23 protein-coding genes and 1 tRNA gene are annotated in these 21,493 nt (G+C 67.9%); 16 read left to right on the top strand and 8 right to left on the bottom strand.

Annotated elements, in window-relative coordinates; all coding sequences use genetic code 11:
• The first annotated feature begins 13 nt into the window (after positions 1–13).
• The 9 genes from gspG (at position 14) to J0A91_RS16835 (ending at position 5,400) form a co-directional block, all read left to right on the top strand.
• Positions 14–457: a type II secretion system major pseudopilin GspG gene (gene gspG, locus J0A91_RS16875; protein ID WP_169833157.1), complete on the top strand. Its 444-nt coding sequence runs from the start codon at positions 14–16 to the stop codon at positions 455–457.
• Positions 432–941 carry a GspH/FimT family pseudopilin gene (locus J0A91_RS16870; protein WP_083224741.1) on the top strand — a complete coding sequence of 170 codons (510 nt, stop codon included), beginning with the start codon at positions 432–434 and terminating at the stop codon, positions 939–941. Before gspG ends, J0A91_RS16870 begins: the two co-directional genes overlap by 26 nt.
• Positions 934–1,311 (top strand): type II secretion system minor pseudopilin GspI, encoded by a 378-nt coding sequence (gspI, locus tag J0A91_RS16865; protein WP_069205865.1) that lies wholly within the window; start codon positions 934–936, stop codon positions 1,309–1,311. Before J0A91_RS16870 ends, gspI begins: the two co-directional genes overlap by 8 nt.
• Entirely contained in the window at positions 1,308–2,009 is a 702-nt protein-coding gene (gspJ, locus tag J0A91_RS16860; RefSeq protein ID WP_240502053.1) for a type II secretion system minor pseudopilin GspJ, read from the top strand. The genes gspI and gspJ overlap by 4 nt, the downstream gene beginning before the upstream one ends.
• Entirely contained in the window at positions 2,002–2,988 is a 987-nt protein-coding gene (gspK, locus tag J0A91_RS16855; protein WP_069205863.1) for a type II secretion system minor pseudopilin GspK, read from the top strand. The genes gspJ and gspK overlap by 8 nt, the downstream gene beginning before the upstream one ends.
• Positions 2,985–4,079, top strand: a complete 1,095-nt coding sequence (gene gspL / locus J0A91_RS16850; RefSeq protein ID WP_069205862.1) for a type II secretion system protein GspL — start codon at positions 2,985–2,987, stop codon at positions 4,077–4,079. The genes gspK and gspL overlap by 4 nt, the downstream gene beginning before the upstream one ends.
• Positions 4,076–4,552: a type II secretion system protein GspM gene (gspM, locus tag J0A91_RS16845; protein ID WP_069205861.1), complete on the top strand. Its 477-nt coding sequence runs from the start codon at positions 4,076–4,078 to the stop codon at positions 4,550–4,552. The genes gspL and gspM overlap by 4 nt, the downstream gene beginning before the upstream one ends.
• The gene (gspN, locus tag J0A91_RS16840; protein ID WP_069205860.1) at positions 4,549–5,274 is read left to right on the top strand and encodes a type II secretion system protein N; all 726 of its coding nucleotides are present in this window, start codon (positions 4,549–4,551) and stop codon (positions 5,272–5,274) included. The genes gspM and gspN overlap by 4 nt, the downstream gene beginning before the upstream one ends.
• Positions 5,275–5,323: 49 nt before the next feature.
• Positions 5,324–5,400, top strand: a tRNA-His gene (locus J0A91_RS16835).
• A gap of 31 nt (positions 5,401–5,431) precedes the next feature.
• Here the strand turns inward: J0A91_RS16835 and moaB are convergent.
• From moaB to J0A91_RS16820, 3 genes are all read right to left on the bottom strand, one after another.
• A complete protein-coding gene (moaB, locus tag J0A91_RS16830; protein ID WP_069205859.1) occupies positions 5,432–5,959 on the bottom strand; it encodes a molybdenum cofactor biosynthesis protein B in 528 nt (175 codons plus the stop codon).
• Entirely contained in the window at positions 5,949–7,652 is a 1,704-nt protein-coding gene (locus J0A91_RS16825; RefSeq protein ID WP_083224975.1) for a lytic transglycosylase domain-containing protein, read from the bottom strand. The genes moaB and J0A91_RS16825 overlap by 11 nt, the downstream gene beginning before the upstream one ends.
• Positions 7,653–7,723: 71 nt before the next feature.
• Positions 7,724–8,467 (bottom strand): uracil-DNA glycosylase family protein, encoded by a 744-nt coding sequence (locus tag J0A91_RS16820; protein ID WP_069205857.1) that lies wholly within the window; start codon positions 8,465–8,467, stop codon positions 7,724–7,726.
• Between the two features lie 114 nt (positions 8,468–8,581).
• Between J0A91_RS16820 and J0A91_RS16815 the strand changes: the two genes are divergently transcribed.
• The 6 genes from J0A91_RS16815 (at position 8,582) to J0A91_RS16790 (ending at position 16,171) form a co-directional block, all read left to right on the top strand.
• On the top strand, positions 8,582–10,243 hold the full coding sequence (locus tag J0A91_RS16815; RefSeq protein WP_069207429.1) for an electron transfer flavoprotein-ubiquinone oxidoreductase: 1,662 nt from the start codon (positions 8,582–8,584) through the stop codon (positions 10,241–10,243).
• 144 nt (positions 10,244–10,387) lie between these two features.
• Positions 10,388–11,221: a 4-(cytidine 5'-diphospho)-2-C-methyl-D-erythritol kinase gene (locus tag J0A91_RS16810; RefSeq protein ID WP_069205856.1), complete on the top strand. Its 834-nt coding sequence runs from the start codon at positions 10,388–10,390 to the stop codon at positions 11,219–11,221.
• A gap of 265 nt (positions 11,222–11,486) precedes the next feature.
• Positions 11,487–13,208 (top strand): dihydroxy-acid dehydratase, encoded by a 1,722-nt coding sequence (ilvD, locus tag J0A91_RS16805; RefSeq protein ID WP_069205855.1) that lies wholly within the window; start codon positions 11,487–11,489, stop codon positions 13,206–13,208.
• Entirely contained in the window at positions 13,195–13,593 is a 399-nt protein-coding gene (locus J0A91_RS16800) for a hypothetical protein (protein WP_338056889.1), read from the top strand. Before ilvD ends, J0A91_RS16800 begins: the two co-directional genes overlap by 14 nt.
• A complete protein-coding gene (locus J0A91_RS16795) occupies positions 13,590–14,990 on the top strand; it encodes an NAD(P)H-hydrate dehydratase (protein WP_069205853.1) in 1,401 nt (466 codons plus the stop codon). Before J0A91_RS16800 ends, J0A91_RS16795 begins: the two co-directional genes overlap by 4 nt.
• On the top strand, positions 14,987–16,171 hold the full coding sequence (locus tag J0A91_RS16790; RefSeq protein ID WP_069205852.1) for a class I SAM-dependent RNA methyltransferase: 1,185 nt from the start codon (positions 14,987–14,989) through the stop codon (positions 16,169–16,171). Before J0A91_RS16795 ends, J0A91_RS16790 begins: the two co-directional genes overlap by 4 nt.
• 3 nt (positions 16,172–16,174) lie before the next feature.
• Here the strand turns inward: J0A91_RS16790 and truA are convergent, their stop codons facing one another.
• Both truA and fmt read right to left on the bottom strand, forming a co-directional pair.
• The gene (truA, locus tag J0A91_RS16785; protein ID WP_069205851.1) at positions 16,175–16,912 is read right to left on the bottom strand and encodes a tRNA pseudouridine(38-40) synthase TruA; all 738 of its coding nucleotides are present in this window, start codon (positions 16,910–16,912) and stop codon (positions 16,175–16,177) included.
• 28 nt (positions 16,913–16,940) lie between these two features.
• On the bottom strand, positions 16,941–17,903 hold the full coding sequence (fmt, locus tag J0A91_RS16780) for a methionyl-tRNA formyltransferase (RefSeq protein WP_069205850.1): 963 nt from the start codon (positions 17,901–17,903) through the stop codon (positions 16,941–16,943).
• Positions 17,904–17,958: 55 nt separating this feature from the next.
• Here fmt and recR point away from each other — a divergent pair, with 55 nt between their 5' ends.
• Positions 17,959–18,555 carry a recombination mediator RecR gene (recR, locus tag J0A91_RS16775; RefSeq protein ID WP_069205849.1) on the top strand — a complete coding sequence of 199 codons (597 nt, stop codon included), beginning with the start codon at positions 17,959–17,961 and terminating at the stop codon, positions 18,553–18,555.
• Between the two features lie 46 nt (positions 18,556–18,601).
• Here the strand turns inward: recR and J0A91_RS16770 are convergent, their stop codons facing one another.
• From J0A91_RS16770 to J0A91_RS16760, 3 genes are all read right to left on the bottom strand, one after another.
• Complete coding sequence (locus tag J0A91_RS16770; protein ID WP_069205848.1) at positions 18,602–18,898, bottom strand: hypothetical protein; 297 nt, start codon at positions 18,896–18,898, stop codon at positions 18,602–18,604.
• 98 nt (positions 18,899–18,996) lie between these two features.
• Positions 18,997–20,046 carry a 1,9-bis(guanidino)-5-aza-nonane synthase gene (locus tag J0A91_RS16765; RefSeq protein WP_069205847.1) on the bottom strand — a complete coding sequence of 350 codons (1,050 nt, stop codon included), beginning with the start codon at positions 20,044–20,046 and terminating at the stop codon, positions 18,997–18,999.
• 124 nt (positions 20,047–20,170) lie between these two features.
• Positions 20,171–21,391 carry a type III PLP-dependent enzyme gene (locus J0A91_RS16760; RefSeq protein ID WP_069205846.1) on the bottom strand — a complete coding sequence of 407 codons (1,221 nt, stop codon included), beginning with the start codon at positions 21,389–21,391 and terminating at the stop codon, positions 20,171–20,173.
• Positions 21,392–21,493 lie beyond the last annotated feature (102 nt).

Here is a 21,493-nt window from a genome sequence, read left to right as displayed (position 1 = left end):
CATGAGGACCGTCATGACCCGACCCCGCACCGTCAAGCGCCGCCGCAAGGACGAAGGATTTACCCTCGTCGAACTGATGGTGGTGATCGTCATCATCGGGCTGCTCGCCGCGATCGTCGTCATCAACGTCTTCCCGAGCGGCGACAAGGCCCGTATCACCCGCGCCAAGGCCGACATCGCGACGATCGAGCAGGCGCTCGAACTCTACAAGCTCTCGAACGGCGCGTTTCCGTCGACGTCCGATGGCCTCAACGCGCTCGTCAACGCGCCGGCGGGCGGCGATCCGTCCAAATACCAGAAGGGCGGCTATCTCAAGAAATTGCCGCTCGATCCGTGGAACCACCCCTATCTCTATGCCTCTCCCGGCCAGCATGGCGAGGCGGACGTCTGGACGCTCGGCGCCGACGGCAAGGATGGCGGTGAGGGCGTCGATGCCGATATTGGTAGCTGGGAGTAAACCCCGGCCACACGCCGAACACGGCTTCACGCCCGTTCGGCGTTCCGCCGAACACGGCTTCACGCTTGTCGAGCTGATGATCGTCGTCACCATCATCGGCCTCGCCTCGGCGGCGGTGGCGTTGAGCCTGCCGGATCCGCGCGGCCGGCTCGGCGACGAGGCGGCGCGCTTCGCGCTCCGCGCCCGCGCCGCGCATGATCTCGCCATCGTCGAGGCGCGCCCGGTCAGCCTGTGGGTGACGCCGGCAGGCTATGGTTTCGAGGTACGGCGCGACGGGACGTGGCAGGCGATATCCGACAAGCCGCTTCAGGTCACCAAATGGAGCGCGGGCACGCAGGCCGCGACGAGCGTGACCGGCCGCGACCGCGTGGTGTTCGATTCGACCGGCATCGCCGACCGCCCCTTCGATGTGCGCCTGTTGCGCGACGGCGAGGCCCGCGACGTGCATGTCGGCGCCGACGGGGCGGTGCGGGTCGATGGCTGATCGCGCAATCCGTTCGCGGGGATTCACCCTCATCGAAATGATGGTCGCGCTCGCCGTGTTCGCGCTCGCCGCGCTCGCGCTGATCCGGCTCGAAGGGGCGACGATCCGGGGGGCGGGCATCCTCGATTCGACGCTGACCGGGCAGATCGTCGCGCGCAACGTCGCGATCGAGGCGGTGACCGACGCCAAGCCGCCCACGCTCGGCCTCGCCAGCGGCACCGAACAGAACGGCGGCAAGGCGTGGACCTGGACGCGCACCGTCGCCGCGACGGGGGACTCGCGGATCCTCAAGATCGACGTGACTGTCTCCGACAGCGATGGCCGCCCGGCGGGCAGGCTGACGATGATCCGGTCAGGGAGCGGATCGTGAGCAGACTCCACCGTTCCCCCGCGAACGCGGGGGGCCAGAGCCACGGGCGGAACGCTGCCTGGGCCTCCGACTCCGCAGCGGCCGCTTCGCGGGGCGGCGAACGTGGCTTCACCCTCGTCGAAGTGATGATCTCGCTCCTCATCTTCGGCATGCTGGCCGCCGCCGGAGTCGCATTGCTGTCGTTCAGCGTGCGCGCGCAGGGCGTGATGGCGGGCAAGCTCGATGACACCTCCGCGCTCAACCGCCTCGCCTCGATGATGCAGGCCGATCTTGCGCAGGCTTCGCTTCGGCAGACGCGCAACGATCGCGGTGACCTGCTGCCCGCGTTCACCGGCGAAACCGGCTCCGGGGCAAGCCCGATGCTGCGGCTGGTGCGCGGCGGCTGGAGCAACCTCGATGGTGCGCGCCGCGCCGGCTTGCAGAAGGTCGAATACCGGCTCGACGGCAATACGCTCACGCGCATCGCCTATACGATGCTCGACGGCGCCGCGCCCTATCCGGCGACGGCGATGCTCGCGAAGGTGCGGCAGGTCGGCTTGCGCTACCGTGTCAACGGCGCGTGGAGCGACCATTGGGAAGGCTCGCCGCAGAGCCCGCTGCCGCAGGCGCTGGAGATGCGGCTGGTACGCGACGACGGCACCGAATTTCGCGAACTGTTCCTCGTCGGCACCGGCTACGGCGAGCGCAAAGGTGGCTGAGCATAAGCCTTCGGAGACCGGCGCCGCGCTGCTCACGGTGCTGCTGCTCGTCGCGGTGATCGCGGTGCTGGCGGCGACCGCGCTCGAGCGGCTGCGGATCGCCACCAAGCTGGGCGGCAATGCCATCGCGCTTGATCAGGCGCGCGCCTTCGCGGAAGCCGGCGAGGCGCTTGCGATCAACCGGATCAGCGATCTCCTCGGGCAAGACGCCACGCGCGTGACGTTGGCGGGCGGCTGGAGCGACACGCCGATCCCGCTGCCGGTGACGGGCGGTATCGCCACGCTGCGCATCACCGACGGCGGCAACTGCTTCAACCTCAACGGCCTCGTTCTCAAACAGTCCGACGGCAGCTATGTCGCCAATCCGGCCACGGCAGCGCAGTTCGCCAGCCTGATCCGCCTCGTCGGCGCGCCCGCGCGCTCGCCCGAAGGGATTGCGGCGGCGGCGACCGACTGGATCGACAGCGACACGCAGCCGCTGAGCGGCGGCGCGGAGGACGGCGACTATGCCGGGCTCGAAACGCCGTACCGCACCGCCAACACGTTGATGACCGACCCGAGCGAACTCCGCGCGGTGATGGGCGTCACCCCCGAAATCTACGCTGCACTGCGCCCGTGGGTATGTGCATTGCCGATAGCCCAGCCCGCGCAACCCAACGTCAACACCATGCTGCCCGAACAGGCGCCACTGCTCGCGGTGCTGACGCCCGGCGCCCCCAACGTCGCGGCGGTGCGGCGCGCTCTGCTCGGCAGACCCGCGACCGGCTATGACAGCACGACGAAATTCTGGCAGTCGTCAGCCTTCGGCGCGGCGGGGAACACGGGCGATGCGCCGTCGCTAAGCGCCGTGACCACCAAATGGTTCGCGTTGCGCATGGACGTGCGCGTGAACGGCACCGATCTTCAACAAAACAGCCTGATCGACGCATCGACCCTTCCCGCACGGCTCGTCTCGCGGCAATGGGGTGAGCTGTCATGAGCGAAACCCTCGTCCTGTTCCTGCCGGGTGCGATCGCGCCGTGGCGCTGGCTTCGCGTCAAGGATGGCGTGGTCGCGGCGCGGGGCGCGGGGCTGCCGACGCTCTCGCCCGAAGGTGCGCCGCCGGTGGTGGTGACGCCAGCCGATGCGGTGACGCTGCACTGGGCCGACTTGCCCGATCGCTCGGCCGCGCAGGCGGTGACGGCGGCACGAATCCTCGCCGCTGATGCGAGCGCGGCGCCGCTCAGCGAGGTGCATGTCGCGGTCGGCCGCGAGGCGAGCGGCAGCGAGCGCCCGATCGGCGTCGTGGCGCTGGCGCAGATGCGCGGCTGGTTGGACGTGCTGGCCGCGAACGGCATCGAGGCAGGGGTGTTGTTGCCCGCGCCGATGCTGTTGCCGCGCCCGGAAAGCGGTTTCATCGCGGCCGATCTGGACGGCGAAACCGTCGTGCGCGGCGTGACCACGGGATTTGCCGACGAAGCCGGACTGACCGCGCTCATCACCGGGGGCACCGCACCCGATCGGCTGGAAGGCGCGCAGCTCGACGCGGCGATTGTCGCCGCGGTGGCGGCGCCCACGCTCGATCTGCGGCAGGGCCTGTTCGCACGCCGCACGCGCTTCACGGTCGATTGGGCGCTGGTGCGGCGGCTCGGCTGGCTTGGGCTGGGAATCCTCGGGGTGAGTCTGGCGATCTCGATCGTGCAGATCGTCAAGTACAACGTCGCCGCCGCCGATCTCGAACAGCGTGCCGATCTTGCCGCGCGTGCCGGGCTGCCGCAGGGCGAAACCGTTAACGATGCCGATCGTCAGCTCGACGCGCGTCTCGCGCGGCTGCGCGGGCCGGGGCTGGGGTTCAGCCGCACCGCCGCGACCGTGTTCAGCGCGGTGCGCGCGGTGCGCGGCGTGGAGGTGACGAACCTCACCTTCGCGTCCGACGGCACGCTTCGCGTCGGTATCGCGGCGGACGGCGAGGGCGCGGCGACCGACCTCCAGCAACGGCTTCGCGCCGCCGCGCTGGCGGTCGATCCCGGTGCCGCGCTCACCGCATCGGGCGGACGGATCACGGGAACGCTGACGGTGAAGCCGCAATGATCGCGACGTTCAAGCTCTGGTTCGACGGACGTTCGCCGCGTGAGAAGCACCTTCTCATCGTCATGGCGGCGCTGTTCGTCGTCACCGTGGTCTGGGTGCTGTATCTGCCGATCGGCGATGCGCTGGCCTCGGCAAAGACGCGGCATACCGATGCGGTGATCCGCCTCGGCGAAACGCAGACGCGGGTGCGCGCCGTCCAGGTGCTGCGCCGCGGCGGCGGGGCACAGCTTTCCGGCCCGCTCGACACCGTGATTCGCGACCGCGCCAACGAAGCCGGGTTCGATCTCGCCAGCGTCGGCCCGGCGCCCGGCGGTGGCGTTCAGATCGCCATCGCCAAGGCGAAGCCCGCCGCGCTGCTCGGCTGGGTCGCGATGCTCGAAGGCAGCGGCATCCTCGTCGATTCGCTGTCTGCGACCGACAATGGCGACAGGACCGTGGCGGTGCAGATGACGGTCAAGGCGCAAGGCCAGTGAAGCGGATTCGCCTGACCACCGGCCCGGTCGCGATGTTCGGCGCGGTGTTCGTGGTCGCTCTGGTCGCCTTGCTGCCGATGCGAGTCGCGCTCGGCGTGATCGGCGTGGGCGAACAGGGTCTGACCGCGCGTGCGGTCGAGGGCAGCGTCTGGGGCGGCGCGCTGCGCGAGGCGCAGGTCGGGCGGATCGCGCTCGGCGATTTGCATGTCGCGGTGTCGCCGCTCGCGCTGCTGGTCGGGCGGGCGCGCGTTTCGCTGACCGGCAAGGCGAGCGATCTCGGCCGCAGCATCGATGGTGCGATCGAAATCAGCCGGCACAGCTTCGGCCTGTCCGGCATGACCGCGAGCGTTCCGACCGGCAACATCTTCGCGCCCGCGCCGATTTCCACGCTCGATCTCGATTCGGTCGATGTCCGCTTCGAAGGTGGCGATTGCGTGCGCGCAAGCGGCCGCGTGAAGGCGTCGCTGAGCGGCGATATCGGCGGCATCGCGCTGGGGCAGGGCATGGCGGGCGAGGCGCGCTGTGACGCGGGTGCGCTGCTGCTGCCGCTCGCCAGCCCGGCCGGCGCCGAAAGCGCCGTGCTGCGGCTGTGGCAGGACGGGCGCTACCACGCCGACCTGACGATCCGCTCGGACGACCCCGCAGCGGCGGACCGGCTCGCGCGCGCCGGATTCCAGCGCGGCGACACGGGATATGTGCTTTCGATCGAAGGGAAGCTTTGATGGCCTTGACGGGCGGCCCCCCCGCCCGCTAGGAGCGCGCCTTCTAACGGCGATCGTAGTTCAATTGGTTAGAGCGTCGGCTTGTGATGCCGGATGTTGCGGGTTCAAGTCCCGTCGGTCGCCCCATTTTCCCCGCACCGCTTTTGAGCGGGTGCGGTCAGCGCTCCAGCAGGCGCGGCATCAGTTCGACGAAGTTGCAGGGCTTGTGGCGGCTGTCGAGCTGGTCCTTGAGGATGCCGTCCCATCCGTCCTTCACCGCGCCGGTCGAGCCCGGCAGCGCGAAGATATAGGTGCCGCGAGTCACGCACGCGCACGCGCGCGATTGCACGGTCGATGTGCCGATCGTCTTGAAGCTCAGCCAGCGGAACAGCTCGCCGAACCCGGGAATCATCTTGTCGGCAACGCGCTCGATCGCTTCCGGGGTCACGTCGCGGCCGGTCACGCCGGTGCCGCCGGTGGTGATGATGCAATCCACCTCGGGATCGTCGATCAGCGCGTGCAGCCGCGCGACGATCGTGTCGGCATCGTCCTTAACGATCCGGCGGTCGGCGAGGATATGCCCCGCCTCGGTCAGCCGCGCGATCAGCGTGTCGCCCGATCGGTCATCGGCAAGCGTGCGTGTGTCGGAGATGGTGAGCACCGCGATCCTGACCGGCAGGAACGCGGCGTTCAGGTCAATTGGCACTGGCGATCGATATCGGCTTGATGCCCGTAGCGGTCATCCGAACCGCGCTCGCGCCCGGCATCCCGGGGAAGCGCGGCCACAGCCCCTGCGCCAGTGCGGCACGGCTTGGCGAGGCCTTCTTGCCGGTCTGCCCCTCATAGACCCAATAATTGCGCAGCACCGTCGTCACGTAGCCGCGCGTTTCCCAATAGGGGATCGATTCGATATAGAGCAACGGATCGCCGCCATCGCGCGCCTGCGCGTTCCAGAGCGAGACCGGCAGCGGGCCGGCGTTGTACGCCGCGATCACCTTGGGCAGCAGCCCGCCGGTGCAGGACTGATCGCGCAACTGTTCGAGATAGGACTGGCCGACTTCCATGTTGGCGCCCGGCCGCGACAGCGCGGCGCGGTCGTAGCTGCGGCCATGTTTGCGCGCGATGTCACTGGCGGCGGCGGGCATCACCTGCATCAGCCCGAACGCGCCTGCCGGGCTGGTGACGGTGGTGCGGAAGCGCGATTCCTGGAGCGTGTGCGCGAACACCAAAGCCTTGTCGACGCGCCAGCCGCCATCGGGCGTCCAGTTGGGCGAGGGGAAGCGCGCCTCGACCGGCGGCGTCGCGCCGACCGGGCCATTGTGCGACAGCCACACCAGAGTAGCCGGCAGGTTGAGCGCCTCGGTGAAGCGCACCAGCGCGGGGAATTCGGACGGATCGCCGATTCGCGCCTGCTGGCGGATCACCTCGTCGGCGAGATCGCTCTCGCCGATTTCGGCGAGCGCGGCGGCGACGTGGATATTGGGGCGGCGCGACAGCAGATCCCAGTCGCGCGCGAAGGCCGCGGCGCCGGCGTGCGGCAGCGGATCGCGGATACCTAGCGCCTGCCGTGATAGCAGCCCGTAGAAGGTCTCGCGATATTGCGCGGCGCTCTTCAGCCGCGCCTCGATCCGGTCGGGCCGTGCGCAGACCATGTCGGCGCGTGCCGCCCAATACAGGCCGGCGGCGCGAAGTTCGACGTCGGAAGCGCGCGCCGCGACGGTTTCGAAGCCGGTGCTGGCGGCGGTGCAGTCGTGCTGCCGCCATGCCGCGAGCGCGCCGACCCAATTGCCCTGCACTGCCCAGTCGCCATAGCCCGAGGACGCCTTGGCCGCCATCGTGCGCGCGTTCACGTCGTCGCCGGAGAGATAATACATCCACGCCACGCGCTGCTGCCACTCTGTCGTCGCGTCGCTCGACAGGCCGGGCATCGATTCGAGCAGGGCCTGCGCCGAAGCGCCGTCATCGGCCTTCACGAACGGCTGCATGCGGATCGCGAGCTCGCCGGCAACCATGTCGCTCTTGATCGCCTTGGCGCGCTGGCGCTGCGGCGCGCCGTCGATCCACGCGAGCTTGCGCGCGAACGGCAGCGCGGGCAGCCCGACGCCGCCGCGCGAAGAGGCGAGCGTATAGATCTGCTGCGCCTGCGGCAGTTCGGGCGCATCGGCGAGCAGTTTCATCAGCGGATCGAGATCGGCCTTGGGCGATCCCTTCGACGTGACGAGTTCGGCGCGCGCGATGGCGTGGAGCGGGCCGGGCTTCATCGCGTCGAGCTGGAGCCGCGCGTCCTGCCATTTCTGCGCGCGGATGCTGGCGAAGACCGCGCTGTAGCCGGCGCGTTGCTCGGCATCGAGCTGGGTGGGGATGGCGGCGAGTTGGGAGGAGACGGAACCCGTCGTCATCGGAACCGCCGGTTCGGCGAAGGCGGCGACGGGCAGCAGGCTAAGCGTACAAGCGAGAATGAACTTCGCGGTCACGATCCGGTTCCCCCGATCAACATCTGTAAATCTCTCCAGGCTTCCGCTTTCTGCGCTGGCCGTTCGAGCAAGAGGCGGGGGTGGAAGCTCGCCACCGCCTCGGTCGTGTGCTCGTGTATGGCAGGCAATTGGTTAACGCGGCGTAAACTACCGCGTGCGTGCGTCACGTCCATCGCAAGCAGCGCCCGACTCGCCGCATTGCCGAGGATCAGCAGCCGCTTGGGCGCAACCAAGGCCACGTAATGGCGTGCGATCTCGCCGAGCCGCTCCTCGACCTCCGGCGCGATCCGGCCGGCAAGAGGGCGCACGGTACAGAGCGACGCGAGATACACCGTCTCGCGGGCATGGCCGACCGCGGCGAGCATCCGGTCGAACAGCCGCCCGGCCGCACCATCGAGCAGCCGCGCGCCGTCATCGCGTTCGGGCGTGTCGACCAACACCATCAACTCGGCGGCGGGCGACCCCTGCGCGGCGAGCGGCGTGCCGCCATTCCATCCCGCCTCGGGGGCATCCGGGCCCGTCCGCCACGCCAGGAAGGCATCGAGCGTGGCCGGCAGCGGAACAACGATCGGAGCGGCGGGTTGATTGGCGACGACTCGCTTCGGGGCGGGCGGCGGCGTGGGGGTGGCGAACCAGTCGCGCGGGGTTTCGTCGGCGAGCGAGTCGATGCCGGCGTCGCGCCACCATTCCAGCGCGCTCGCAACCGCATCCTGCCACACGATATTTTGGTCAGCCCCCATGCCCCCTTAGACTAGCATGTTGACGTAAAGGTCAATTCGCTGGCACGCGCAATTGGATAAGGCGTTGCGGTGGCGCGACGAGCAAGCCGATCGGCGCCACATGAGGAGATGATGATGAGCGAACGGGAGTCGATGCCATATGACGTCGTGATCGTCGGTGCGGGGCCAGCCGGCCTGTCCGCCGCGATCCGGCTGAAGCAACGTGCGGCCGAACAGGGCGCCGATCTGTCGGTCTGCGTGCTCGAAAAAGGCTCCGAGGTCGGCGCGCACATCCTGTCAGGCGCGGTGATCGACCCGCGTTCGCTCGACGAGTTGATCCCCGACTGGAAGGAAAAGGGCTGCCCGCTCGCCGAGGTGCCCGTCACCGACAACCAGCACTGGATCTTGTCGAAGACCGGCAAGTTCGCGGTGCCGCATTTCATCACCCCCGGCTTCATGCACAACAAGGGCACCTACACCGGCAGCCTCGGCAACCTGTGCCGCTGGCTGGCGGGGCAGGCGGAGGAACTCGGCGTCGAGATTTTCCCCGGGTTCGCGGCGGCGGAAATCCTGTTTGACGAGTCCGGCGCGGTGAAGGGCGTCGCGACCGGTGATATGGGCGTCGCGCGCGACGGCACGCACAAGCCCGATTACACGCCCGGCCTCGAACTCCACGCCAAATACACCTTCTTTTCCGAAGGTGTTCGCGGGCATCTCTCCAAGGAGATCATCCGCCTGTTCGATCTGGCGAAGGATTCGCAGCCGCAGGTCTATGGCCTCGGTATCAAGGAATTGTGGGATATCGCGCCCGAACAGCATGTGCCCGGCCGCGTCATCCACACGCAGGGCTGGCCGCTCAACCAGACGGCCGGTTCGAACGGCGGCGGCTTCCTGTATCATCAGGCGGGCGGGCAGGTCGCGCTCGGTTTCGTGACGTGGCTGAGCTACACCAATCCCTATCTCTCGCCTTTCCAGGAAATGCAGCGCTGGAAGACGCATCCCGAGATCGCGGCGATCCTCAAGGGCGGCAAGCGCGTCTCTTATGGTGCGCGCGCGATCAGCGACGGCGGGTTGCAGTCGCTGCCCAAGCTGACCTTCCCCGGCGGCGTTCTGGTCGGCGACAGCGCCGGCTTCCTCAACGTGCCGCGCATCAAGGGCACGCACACCGCGATGAAATCCGGCATGATGGCCGCCGAAGCGGCGGTCGAGGCGATCCTGTCGCAGCGGCAGAACGATGAGTTGACGGCCTACCCCGAAGCGTTCGACCGGAGCTGGGTCAAGGCCGAGCTCTCGACCGTCCGCAACGTCGTGCCGCTGGTCGAGAAGTTCGGCGAGATGTTCGGCGCCGGCCTCGCCAACGCGACGATGTGGCTGGAAAGCTGGGGCATCAAGATGCCCTTCACGATGAAGCACCACGCCAACCACAAGACCCTTTGGCGCAAGGATCAGGTCAAGCCGATCGATTATCCCAAGCCCGACGGCGTGCTGACCTTCGACCGGCTCTCTTCGGTGTTCCTGTCGAACACCAATCACGAGGAGGACCAGCCGGTCCACCTGACGCTCAAAGACCCCAACGTGCCGGTCGAATATGATCTGCCGCTGTATGACGAGCCGGCGCAGCGTTATTGCCCGGCGGGCGTCTACGAGATCGTCGGGGTCGAGGAAGGCGATCCCAAGTTCGTCATCAACGCCCAGAACTGCGTCCACTGCAAGACGTGCGACATCAAAGACCCCACGCAGAACATCAACTGGGTGGTGCCCGAAGGCGGCGGCGGGCCGAACTATCCGAATATGTGACGCGCCGCGCCTCAAGGCGCGTCCGGCCGGCGGCGCTCCAGCGCCGGCCGACGGCGTGGCTTCGCCACGCCACACCACTCGCCGCTTCTATCCGCCCGAAAGCGCGGCTAGGGACGCAGCCGATATCGACATGAAAACGGCAGCATGACCCAGACGATCGTCGAAACCGCGCCTGCGAAGATCAACCTCGCGCTCCACGTCCGCGCGCGCCGGGCGGACGGCTATCACGAGCTCGAAACCCTGTTCGCCTTCCTTCAGGACGGCGACGAACTGCGCTTCACACCTGGTACGCCCGCGTTCGACATCGAAGGCCCGTTCGCCGCCGCGCTGAGCGGCGAGGGCGACAATCTCGTCCTGCGCGCCGCGCGCGGCTTCGCCGAGGCGTTCGGCCTCGCGAGCGAAGGCGCGTGGGTGCTGGAGAAGAACCTCCCCGTCGCCTCGGGCATCGGCGGCGGATCGGCCGATGCCGCCGCCGCACTTCGCCTGCTCGCGCGCCAGCACGGCGTCGCGCTCGACGACCCGCGCCTGTTCGCCGTCGCCGATTCGCTCGGCTCGGACGTTCCCGCGTGTTTGCTCGGCCGCGCGGCGCTCGGCACCGGGCGCGGCGAGAAACTCGATCCGCTGGGCGATCTCGGCGAGATTCCGGTGCTGCTGGTAAACCCGGGCATCGCCGTCTCGACGGGTCCGGTGTTCAAGGCGTGGGACGGCGTGGATCGCGGGCCGATCCCGGCGGGCACGACGATCAACCGCGCGCGCGCCGGTCGCAACGATCTCGAAGCGCCCGCGCGCATGATCGCGCCCGGTATCGGCGCCGTGATCGACCGGCTCGCCGCGACCGCGCCGATCCTCGCGCGCATGTCCGGTTCGGGCGCGACCTGCTTCGCACTCTACGAAACCGAGGCGCAGCGTAGCGCCGCCGCCGAGACCCTTCGAGCGGCCCAACCGGGCTGGTGGTGTCTCGAATCGCGACTCGCGTGACACTTTTTCGTGCCAACGCGGCACGGCACACGGTTAACGCGCGGACTGATCGACGCTAATCCGCCATTGGCACCGGACTTGCTAAGCAAGCTTCGAACGGGTCCGCCGCCAAGCGCGTCGCGCCCGCCGATGGTCCTCGGTTCATCCGCGCGCCATTGTGTGAGGGGCGGTGAACCTGTTTCACCGCCCCTTACTACCCCCATTTCATCATCGGCGCGCAACAGACTTGCGTCCAAGGCCCTTCCCGCGACATAGGGCGCGCATCATGACCAATGTTTTCGACAAATCCCGTCTGCCGAGTCGTCACGTCTCGGTCGGTCCCGAGCGCGCGCCGCATCGCAGCTATTATTATGCGATGGGCATTCCCGAAGAGGATATCGCCAAGCCGTTCGTGGCCCTGGCGAGCGCCGGCAACAACAGCGCGCCGTGCAACACCACACTCGACGCCCAGGCCGATGCCGCCCAGCGCGGCGTGATCGCGGGCGGCGGCTTGCCGCGCCGGTTCAACACCATCACCGTCACCGACGGCATCGCGATGGGCCACCAGGGCATGAAGTCCTCGCTGGTCAGCCGTGAGGTCATCGCCGATTCGGTCGAACTGTCGGTGCGCGGCCATTGCTATGATGCGCTGGTCGGCTTCGCCGGTTGCGACAAGTCGCTGCCGGGCATGATGATGTCGATGCTGCGGCTCAACGTGCCGTCGATCTTCGTCTATGGCGGCTCGATCCTGCCGGGCCGCTTCCACGATCGCGACGTGACCGTGGTCGACGTGTTCGAAGTCGTCGGCAAATATGCCGCCGGCGCATGCCCCTTGAGTGAAGTCCACGAACTCGAAAAGGTCGCCTGTCCCGGCCACGGCGCCTGCGGCGGCCAGTTCACCGCTAATACGATGGCGTGTGTCGGTGAGGCGATCGGTTTATCCTTGCCAAACAGCAACATGACGCCGGCTCCGTACAGCACGCGTGAACAGATCGCGGTTGCTGCCGGTGCTCAGGTAATGGAACTGATCGCTCGCAACCTGCGCCCGCGCGACATCTGCACGCGCGAGGCGTTCATCAACGCCGCCCGCGTTGTCGCCGCGACCGGCGGCTCGACCAACGCCGCGCTGCACCTGCCGGCGATGGCGCATGAAGCCGGCATCGATTTCGACCTTTTCGATGTCGCAGAGGCTTTCAAGACAACGCCTTACATCGCGGACCTCAAGCCGGGTGGTAAGTATGTCGCCAAGGATATGTATGAGGCGGGCGGCGTTTACATGCTGATGAAGACGATGCTTTCGGGCGGCTTCCTCGACGGTAATTGCATCACTGTCACGGGCAAGACCCTCGGCGAGAACATTGATCAGGTGACGTGGAACCCCGATCAGAAGGTCATCTACGACATCAAGACGCCAATCACCCCGACCGGCGGTGTGGTCGGCCTGCGCGGCAGCCTCGCGCCCGACGGCGCGATCGTGAAGGTGGCGGGTATGCACCGGCTCGTGTTCGAAGGGCCTGCGCGCTGCTTCGATTGCGAGGAGGATGCCTTTGCCGCTGTCGAGGCGCGCGAGATCAACGAAGGCGAGGTCATCGTCATCCGCTATGAAGGCCCCAAAGGTGGCCCCGGCATGCGCGAGATGCTCTCCACCACGGCGGCGCTGTACGGCCTCGGCATGGGCGAGAAGGTCGCGCTGATCACCGACGGACGCTTCTCGGGCGGCACGCGCGGCTTCTGCATCGGCCATGTTGGCCCCGAGGCCGCCGAGGGTGGCCCGATCGCCCTGGTCGAGGACGGTGACAGCATCCGCATCGACGCCGAGATCGGCACGATCGACCTGCTCGTCGCTGACGACGTGCTGGCGGCGCGTAAGGCGGCGTGGCGGCCGCGCACCAACGATTATCAGGCGGGCGTGCTGTGGCGCTATGCGCGCAATGTCGGTCCGGCCTATCAGGGTGCGGTGACGCACCCCGGCGCGAAGGCCGAAACGCATGTCTATGCGGATATCTAGCGCGCTCCTGCTGCCGCTCGCGCTCGCTGCTTGCGGCGAGCGCAACGCCGATACGGACACGCTCGCCAATGCCGAGGCGCAGCAGCGCGCCGCCGCCGACGACGATGGCCTGATCGAGTGCTCGGCGAAGGGCGCCAGCGCCTTCACGCGCAGTTGCACGGTCGATCGCACCGACAGCGATCAGGGGCTGGTGCTGACCGTGCGGCACAGGGACGGCGCGTTCCACCGTTTGCTGGTCACCAAGGACGGGCGCGGCGTGATCGCCGCCGACGGCGCCGAGAAGGCGGTGGTGACGATCCTCGGCCCTGCGCGGATCGAGGTCGCGCTGAGCGGGGATCGCTATCGCCTGCCGGCAACGGTGAAGGGCGCGGCCAAACCGTCATGATCCGACCCGAAGGCCAGCCGATCCTAACCGCCGCCGCGATGCGCGCGGCGGAGGACCGGGCGATCGCTGCCGGCTCCAGTGTCGGTGCATTGATGGAGCGCGCCGGGGCAGCCGTCGCCGAGGCGGTCCGCCGGCTCGCCAGTGGCGCGCCGGTGCTGATCCTGTGCGGGCCGGGCAACAACGGCGGCGACGGCTATGTCGCCGCGCGCGTGCTCAAGGCAAACGGCGCGGACGTGCGCATCGCGGCGCTCGCCGACCCAAGAACCGAAGCGGCCACCGCCGCGCGGGCCGGCTGGGACGGCCCGGTAGCGCCGCTTGCTGAGGCTGGCGAAGCGCCGGTCGTCGTCGACGCGCTGTTCGGCACTGGCCTCACGCGCGCGCTCGATGATGCGGTGGCGCGGGTGCTCGGCGAAACCGTGCGCGCCGCACGGCTCTCAATCGCGGTCGATCTGCCCAGCGGCATCGCAACCGACACCGGTGCCGAACTCAGCGCGGTCCCCGATTTCTCCCTGACGCTCACGCTCGGCGCGCTCAAGCCGGCGCATCTGTTGCAGCCAGCCGCCGCGCGCTGCGGCACCGTGCGGATCATCGATATCGGCCTCGATCGATCGAGCCGCGACTGGTCGATGACCAAGCCCGTGATCGCCGCGCCGACCGCCGCCGATCACAAATATTCGCGCGGGCTGGTCGTCGTGATCGGCGGTGACATGCCCGGCGCCGCGGCGCTCGCGTCGGAAGCGGCGATGCACGCGGGCGCTGGCTATGTGATGCTGTTCGAGGATCACGCGGCATCCACGCCGCACGCGCTGGTGCGCCGCGCATGGTCGGCGGAGGCCTTCGCGCAAGCGCTCGACGGCAAGCGCCTGGACAAGACCGCGATCGTCGTCGGCCCGGGGCTGGGCAAAGGCGACATCGCCGCCGCCAAGTTCGCCGCCGCGCTCGACAGCGCGTACAAGCTCGTCATCGATGGCGACGCGCTGCACCTGCTCGACGATGCCGCGTTCGCCCGCATCAAGGCGCGCCCTACGCCTGTCGTGCTCACCCCCCACGCTGGCGAGTTCAACGCGCTGTTCGGTGCGGTCTCCGGCAGCAAGATCGATGCCGCGCGCGACGCCGCCGCGCGCTCGGGTGCGATCGTCGTGTTCAAGGGGCCGGACACCGTCGTCGCGCACCCGGACGGGCGTACCCGAGTCGCGCTCGGCGCAAGCCCGTGGCTGTCGACCGCAGGCACGGGCGACGTCCTCGCCGGCACGATCGCCACCATGCTCGCGGCAAACACGTTCGCACCCGCCGAGGCGGGCGTGTGGATGCACAGCGAGGCCGCGCGCCGTCTCGGTGGCGCGTTCATCGCCGACGATCTCGCGCGCATGCTCTCCGCTGTAAGGACATCTGTATGAGCGAGCCGATCGTCCGCGTCGCGGCACGCGGCGAAGGGGTGACGGCAAGCGGCCGCCACGCCGCCTTCGCCGCACCAGGTGATACGCTGACCGACACCGACGAGATCATCGCCGGTCCGCATCACCAGACTCCGCCCTGCCGCTACTTCCCGGCGTGCGGCGGCTGCCAGCTCCAGCATCTCGACGACACCGCCTATGCGCAATTCGTGATCGACCGCATCGCCGGCGCGCTCGCCGCGCAGGGGCTGGACGCACCGATCCGCGCGCCGCTGCTGTCGCCACCGAGAAGCCGCCGCCGCGCCGCGCTTCAGGCGGAGATGCGCGAGGGGCGGGTGAAAATCGGCTTCAGCGAGAACGCCAGCCACGCGATCGTCGATCTCGCCGAATGTCACGTCCTGACGCCGGAATTGTTCGCGATTCTAGCGCCTTTGCGGAAATTGCTCGCACCGTGGCTGAAGAAAGGTCGCCGCGCGCGGCTGCATCTCACCGAGGCCGATCAGGGGATCGACCTGCTGATCGAGGGCGTCGAGGCCGAGGGTCTCGACGCCGCCGAAGCGATCACCGCCTTCGCGCAAGCGAATGGCGTGGCGCGGCTGTCGATCGACTCCGGGCTGGGGCCGGAAACGCGCTGGGAACCCGAACCCGTCACCATTACGCTTGGCGGCGTGCCGGTGCCGATGCCGCCCGGCGCCTTCCTGCAAGCCACGCGCGAAGGCGAGGCGGCGCTGGTCGCGGCGGTCCGCGAGGGTGTCGGCGATGCCGGCACGCTCGCCGATCTGTTCGCCGGGCTCGGCACGTTCGCTCTGTCGCTGCCCGGCAAAGTCTATGCCGGCGAGGCGGCGCGCGATGCGATCCTGTCGCTCAAAGCCGCTGCGGCCCGCGCCCGCCGCACCCTGTTCGCCGATCACCGCGACCTGTTCCGCCGCCCGCTCACCAGCGCCGAATGCGATCGCTTCGCCTGCATCGTGCTCGATCCACCCCGTGCCGGCGCACGCGAACAGGTGCTGCAACTGGCCGAGTCAAAGGTGCCAGTTATTGTTTATGTTTCGTGCAATCCCAGCAGTTTCGCGCGCGATGCCGAGATTCTGTGCAAAGCCGGCTACCGGATCGACTGGATACAGCCGGTCGGGCAGTTCCGCTGGTCCACCCATGTGGAACTCGCCGCGCGGCTGAGCCGCTGACGCTCAGTAATCCGCGCGCAGGAAATACAGCCCGTCCGACGGCGCGTTGAACCCCAGCGCGGCGCGGTCGCGTGCCTCCAGCGCCGCGGTGATATCGTCCGCGCTCCATTTGCCTTGCCCGACCAGCGCGAGACAGCCGACCATCGATCGCACCTGATGATGCAGGAACGACCGCGCCGACGCTGATACCATGATCCGGTCACCGCTCGCGCTCACGTCAAGCCGGTCGAGAGTCCGCAACGGGCTGTCCGCCTGGCAATGCGCCGATCGGAACGTGGTGAAATCGTGCCGGCCGATCAGCCGCCGCGCACCCTCCGCCATCGCCGCGACGTCGAGTTCCTGGGGTACGCGCCACGCCAGCCCGGTCTCGAACGTCAGCGGTGCGCGGCGCGTGACGATGCGATACGCATAATGGCGCGCCACGCACGAGAAGCGCGCGTGCCAGTCATCGGCGACCGCCTCGCAGGCGAGGATCGCGACCGGATTGGGCCGCAGCTTGGCGTTGAGCGCCTCCATCAACCGGAACGGCCCGATGTCGCGGGTGACATCAAGGTGCGCGCGCATCCCCGTCGCATGCACGCCGGCATCGGTGCGCCCGGCGGCATGGACCGCGATCGTCTCGCCGGTGATGGCGTGCGCGGCGGTCTCGATCGCCGCCTGAACGCTCGGGCCATGAGTCTGCCGCTGCCAGCCCATGAACGGGCGGCCGTCATATTCGACGGTGAGCGCGAACCGCGTCATGCCGTGTCGCCCCGGCGACGAATACGGCTCATACCTGTGTCCCCGCCGGAATCGGGAAGCCGCGCAACAGCTCTTCCGCCGTCACTACGCCGCGCCCGGCGCGCTGAAGCAGGGTAGGGCGGATTTCGCCCGAGCCGCAGGCGATGGTGAGGGCGGTATCGATCACCATGCCGTCACCCCAGCGAAAGCTGGGGTCTCTCGCGGCTGCCGCTTCGCCCGCTCCAGGAAGATCCCAGCTTTCGCTGGGATGACGTGTGAGGCACGCCAGCACCTTGATCCGCTCACCAGCCACCTCGAACCACGCACCCGGCACCGGATTGAACGCGCGCACCTGCCGCTCGACCTGTTCGGCGCTCTGCGACCAGTCGATCCGAGTCTCGGCCTTGTCGATCTTGGCGGCATAGGTGACGCCGTCCTCCGGCTGCGGCAGGGGCGGATGTGCCGCCATATCGCCCAGCACCGTCACCATCAGCCGCGCACCCATCGCGCTCAGTTCGTCGGTCAGCACGCCCGCCGTCTTGCCGGCGATTCCCGTGCGCGCTTCCAGTCGCACCGGCCCGGTATCGAGTCCCGCTTCCATCTGCATGATGCAGACCCCCGTCTCGGCATCGCCGGCGAGGATCGCACGTTGGATCGGCGCGGCGCCGCGCCAGCGCGGCAGCAGCGAGGCATGGACGTTGAGGCACCCCAGACGCGGCGCATCCAGCACCGCGCGCGGCAGGATCAACCCATAGGCCGCCACGACCGCGATATCGGCATCCAGCGCCGCGAACGCCGCCTGCGACTCGGCATCGCGCAAGCTCACCGGCGTCCGCACCTCGATCCCCAACGCCTCGGCCGCGCGCGCGACCGGGGTCGGCGTCAGCGCCTTGCCGCGACCGGCGCGGCGCGGCGGCTGGCTGTACACCGCCACCACCTGATGCCCGGCCTCGACCAGCGCGTGCAGCACCGGCACCGAGAAATCGGGGGTTCCCATGAAAATGATCCGCATGGCCGATGCTCTGGCCGCTTGTCGGGGGGCACTGCAACCCCCTATCTGTTCCGCAATGGCTTCTCCCGAAATCGACGCGCTCACCCAGGCGCTTTCCCGTTTGCCGGGGCTCGGCCCCCGCTCGGCGCGACGTGCGGTGTTGCATCTGCTCAAGAAGCGCGAAGGCGCGCTCGGCCCGCTGCTCGCCGCGTTGACGGCGGTCGAAGCGCGGCTGACCGACTGCCACATCTGCGGCAACGTCGACACAACCGATCCGTGCGCAGTCTGCGCCGATCCGCGCCGCGATGCGCGCGCGCTATGCGTGGTGGAGGAAGTGGCGGACCTGTGGGCGCTCGATCGCGCGCGGCTGTTCCCGGGCCGGTATCACGTCCTCGGCGGACGGCTCTCGGCGCTCGAAGGCGTTCGCCCCGAGGATCTCGCCATCGATTCTCTGGTGCGCCGTATCGAGGCAGGCGGCATCGACGAGGTCGTGCTGGCGATGAACGCGACGCTGGAGGGGCAGACGACCGCACATTACATCGCCGAGCGGATCGAACGCTTCCCGGTGCGAGTGACGCAACTGGCGCATGGCCTGCCGGTCGGCGGTGAACTCGATTATCTCGATGAAGGCACGCTTGCGCAGGCGCTGCGCGCGCGGCGGCCGGTCGCTTAGGCGTTACAGGAAGCGGAGCGAGCCTTGCGGCTCGCCCCGAGACGGATCAGCAGCCGTTGCGACGGTTCTGCGCGGCGTCATGCTTCTTGTCGAGGTGACGGCCGAGCAGCGCACCGCCGACACCACCGGCGACCGTGCCGAGCACGCCGCCACCGAGCACGTTGCCCAGCACCGCGCCGCCAGCGCCGCCAGCGATCGCGCCGGTGGTGCCCGACGAACGACGGCAATCCTGATAATAGGTACGATGATGGCGCTTGTAGCGGCGCGCGTCGGCGGCCGAGGGCATCGCGATGCCGGAAGCAACCAACGACAGCGCGCTCAGCGACATAAGGATCTTACGCATTCTATATACTCCCATGATACCTCGGTACGGCTGCGAAACGTTTGCGGCCGACCAAGGTTTCATGGCTTAGCCAAGATTAATCGAAGCTGGCACTTCCGTTAATCGAAGCTTGCGCCCCAGCGACGCTTGGTGCGGGTCTTCCACAGGCCGCGATGATACGCGTCCGACGCCAGCAGCGGCATTACCGAGCCAGCTTCGGCGAACACCATCTGCTCGATGCCGGTGTTGACCTTGCCCCACGATGCCGCTTCCTGCAGCGTCGAGGACGAGCAGGCGCCGTCGCGCACGTCCGCCACGGTGATCTGCACCGCGTATTTGTGGACCTGCACGTCGTCATGGCCGAGGATCTCGGCACACACCACGGTATCCTGGATGAAGTTCTTCGGCACGCCGCCGCCGATCATCAGCAGGCCGGTGGTGCCCGCCTTGATCTTGATGTCGGTCAGTTCGCGGAAGTCGGCGATCGCGTCGAGCACCATGTACGGCTTGCCTGCCTTGGCGCGGTCGACCTGATGCTTGACCAGACCGAAGCCCGCCGACGAATCGACGAACGCCGGGCAGAAGATCGGCACGTCATGCTCATAGGCGAGCTTGACGAGGCTGTTCTCCTTCTTGCCATTCTCGACGAGGTACTTGCCCATCTCGCGGATGAACTCGCGGCTCGAATACGGGCGCGGCTCAAGGCTGTTGGCGATCTCGAGAATTGTGTGGTCGCAGTCCTGGAGCTGCTCTTCGTCGATATACGTGTCGTAGATGCGGTCGATCAGCAGCGAGCGCAGCGTGTCGTCGTCCGGCACTTCGAGCGCCTGATAATGTTTGTGGCCCAGGCCCTCGAAGAAATCCATGTCGACGATCGACGCGCCGGTCGCGACCACGCCGTCGATCATGTTGTTGCGCAGCAGCTCGGCATAGAGATCCATGCAGCCGCCCGCCGAGGTCGACCCGGCAATGACGAGGAAGATCGAGCAATCGGGATCGGCGAGCATCTGGTTGTAGATGTCGGTCGCGCGCCCGAGATCGCGGCTGGTGAAGCTCATCTTCTTCATCGCATCGACGATCGGCCGCGCGTCGAACTTGGTGATGTCGATATGCTCGACGGTGGTCGAGAGCAGCTCGGCCTTACGATTGGTGTTGAGCGGTTCGGTCATGTCAGATCCTCAGCAAACTACCGTCACCCCAGCGTAAGCTGGGGTCTCGATGGGGCGGGCGTGTCGCTCAGCCGCACGAGACCCCAGCTTGCGCTGGGGTGACGGACAATGTGGTGGTCGGGTGTTACAGCTTGACGACGTTCGAAGCGACCGTCTCGGGCGCCTCATCGTACAAAGACACCATCGGCTCGTCCCCGACGATCACCGTCTCGTCCGATCCGAACCCGTTGAACGCGGTCCGCATCGCCGAGCCGTATGCGCCGAGCATGCCGATCTCGAAATAATCGCCGGCCTTGGTATCGGCGGGAAGGTAGAACGGCCCCGCCATATAATCCATGTCGTCGCAGGTCGGGCCGTAGAAGCTGAACGGCATCAGCTTGGCATGGCTGTCCGGCTCGCGAAGCAGCTCGACCGGGAAACGCCAGTCGATATGCGCCGCGTCGAACAGCGCGCCATAGGCGCCGTCGTTGATGTACAGTTCCTCACCACGGCGCTTTTCCACGCGCACCAGGATCGAACTGTATTCCGCGCACAACGCCCGGCCCGGCTCGGCCCACAGTTCTGCCGAATAGCTGACCGGCAGCGATTCGAACGCACGGTGGATCGTCTCGAAATAATGTTCGAGCGGGGGCGGCTCCATGCCCGGATATGACGAGGGGAACCCGCCGCCGACATCGATCACGTCAACCGTGACCGCTGCATCGACGATCGCCGCACGCACGCGCTCCATCGCGTTCGAATAGGCTTCCGGGGTCATCGCCTGCGAACCGACGTGGAAGCAGATGCCCAGCGCATCCGCCACCTGGCGGGTGCGGAACAGCAGTTCCTTGGTTTCGCCGGGCGCCGCGCCGAATTTCGAGGCGAGGCTGAGCTTCGAATGCTCGGACGACACGCGCAACCGGACGCAGAGCGTCAGGTCTTCCGCTGCGCGGGTCGCACGGACGATCTTGTCCAGTTCCTCGGTCGAATCGAGCGAGAACGTGCGCACGCCGTAGGTGAAATACGCCTCGTGGATCGCTTCCTCGGCCTTGACCGGGTGCATGAAGCACAGGGTCGCTTCCGGGAGCGTGCGCGCGACAAGCCGAACCTCGGCGATCGAGGCGACGTCGTAATGCGTGATGCCGCTATCCCACAGAATCTGCAGGAGTTCGGGCGAAGGGTTCGCCTTCACGGCATACATCGAGCGACCCGGGAACTTCTCGATGAAGAAGCGGGCGGCACGCGATGCGGCGTGCGGACGAACGAGCGTGACCGGCTGGACCGGCCCGTGCTTAGCGATATCGACTCCGGTGACGGTGGTCGAAATGGTGGTCGCTAACCCCAGCGCGCGATGATGCTTGTGCAACTCAAGGGACCTCCAATGTCGTGAGACAAGACGAAAAAAGCTGCCTTGCGGTTGGAAGTCCCATGGGGCAGCGGAAGCGCGAGATAGGGTCGGCGTTTTCCT

The organism is Sphingomonas panacis (assembly GCF_001717955.1).
In the GTDB taxonomy this organism is placed as follows: Bacteria; Pseudomonadota; Alphaproteobacteria; order Sphingomonadales; family Sphingomonadaceae; genus Sphingomonas; species Sphingomonas panacis.
The sequence above is the reverse complement of the archived record's forward strand: the minus strand, read 5'-3'. Positions and strand labels throughout refer to the sequence as shown.

Coding starts and splice junctions, on each gene's coding strand:
- gspG (WP_169833157.1), top strand. CDS start 14: ATGACCCGACCCCGCACCGTCAAGCGCCGCCGCAAGGACGAAGGATTT.
- J0A91_RS16870 (WP_083224741.1), top strand. CDS start 432: ATGCCGATATTGGTAGCTGGGAGTAAACCCCGGCCACACGCCGAACAC.
- gspI (WP_069205865.1), top strand. CDS start 934: ATGGCTGATCGCGCAATCCGTTCGCGGGGATTCACCCTCATCGAAATG.
- gspL (WP_069205862.1), top strand. CDS start 2,985: ATGAGCGAAACCCTCGTCCTGTTCCTGCCGGGTGCGATCGCGCCGTGG.
- gspM (WP_069205861.1), top strand. CDS start 4,076: ATGATCGCGACGTTCAAGCTCTGGTTCGACGGACGTTCGCCGCGTGAG.
- J0A91_RS16825 (WP_083224975.1), bottom strand. CDS start 7,652: ATGACGACGGGTTCCGTCTCCTCCCAACTCGCCGCCATCCCCACCCAG.
- J0A91_RS16820 (WP_069205857.1), bottom strand. CDS start 8,467: ATGGGGGCTGACCAAAATATCGTGTGGCAGGATGCGGTTGCGAGCGCG.
- J0A91_RS16815 (WP_069207429.1), top strand. CDS start 8,582: ATGAGCGAACGGGAGTCGATGCCATATGACGTCGTGATCGTCGGTGCG.
- J0A91_RS16810 (WP_069205856.1), top strand. CDS start 10,388: ATGACCCAGACGATCGTCGAAACCGCGCCTGCGAAGATCAACCTCGCG.
- ilvD (WP_069205855.1), top strand. CDS start 11,487: ATGACCAATGTTTTCGACAAATCCCGTCTGCCGAGTCGTCACGTCTCG.
- J0A91_RS16800 (WP_338056889.1), top strand. CDS start 13,195: ATGCGGATATCTAGCGCGCTCCTGCTGCCGCTCGCGCTCGCTGCTTGC.
- J0A91_RS16795 (WP_069205853.1), top strand. CDS start 13,590: ATGATCCGACCCGAAGGCCAGCCGATCCTAACCGCCGCCGCGATGCGC.
- J0A91_RS16790 (WP_069205852.1), top strand. CDS start 14,987: ATGAGCGAGCCGATCGTCCGCGTCGCGGCACGCGGCGAAGGGGTGACG.
- truA (WP_069205851.1), bottom strand. CDS start 16,912: ATGACGCGGTTCGCGCTCACCGTCGAATATGACGGCCGCCCGTTCATG.
- fmt (WP_069205850.1), bottom strand. CDS start 17,903: ATGCGGATCATTTTCATGGGAACCCCCGATTTCTCGGTGCCGGTGCTG.
- recR (WP_069205849.1), top strand. CDS start 17,959: ATGGCTTCTCCCGAAATCGACGCGCTCACCCAGGCGCTTTCCCGTTTG.
- J0A91_RS16770 (WP_069205848.1), bottom strand. CDS start 18,898: ATGCGTAAGATCCTTATGTCGCTGAGCGCGCTGTCGTTGGTTGCTTCC.
- J0A91_RS16765 (WP_069205847.1), bottom strand. CDS start 20,046: ATGACCGAACCGCTCAACACCAATCGTAAGGCCGAGCTGCTCTCGACC.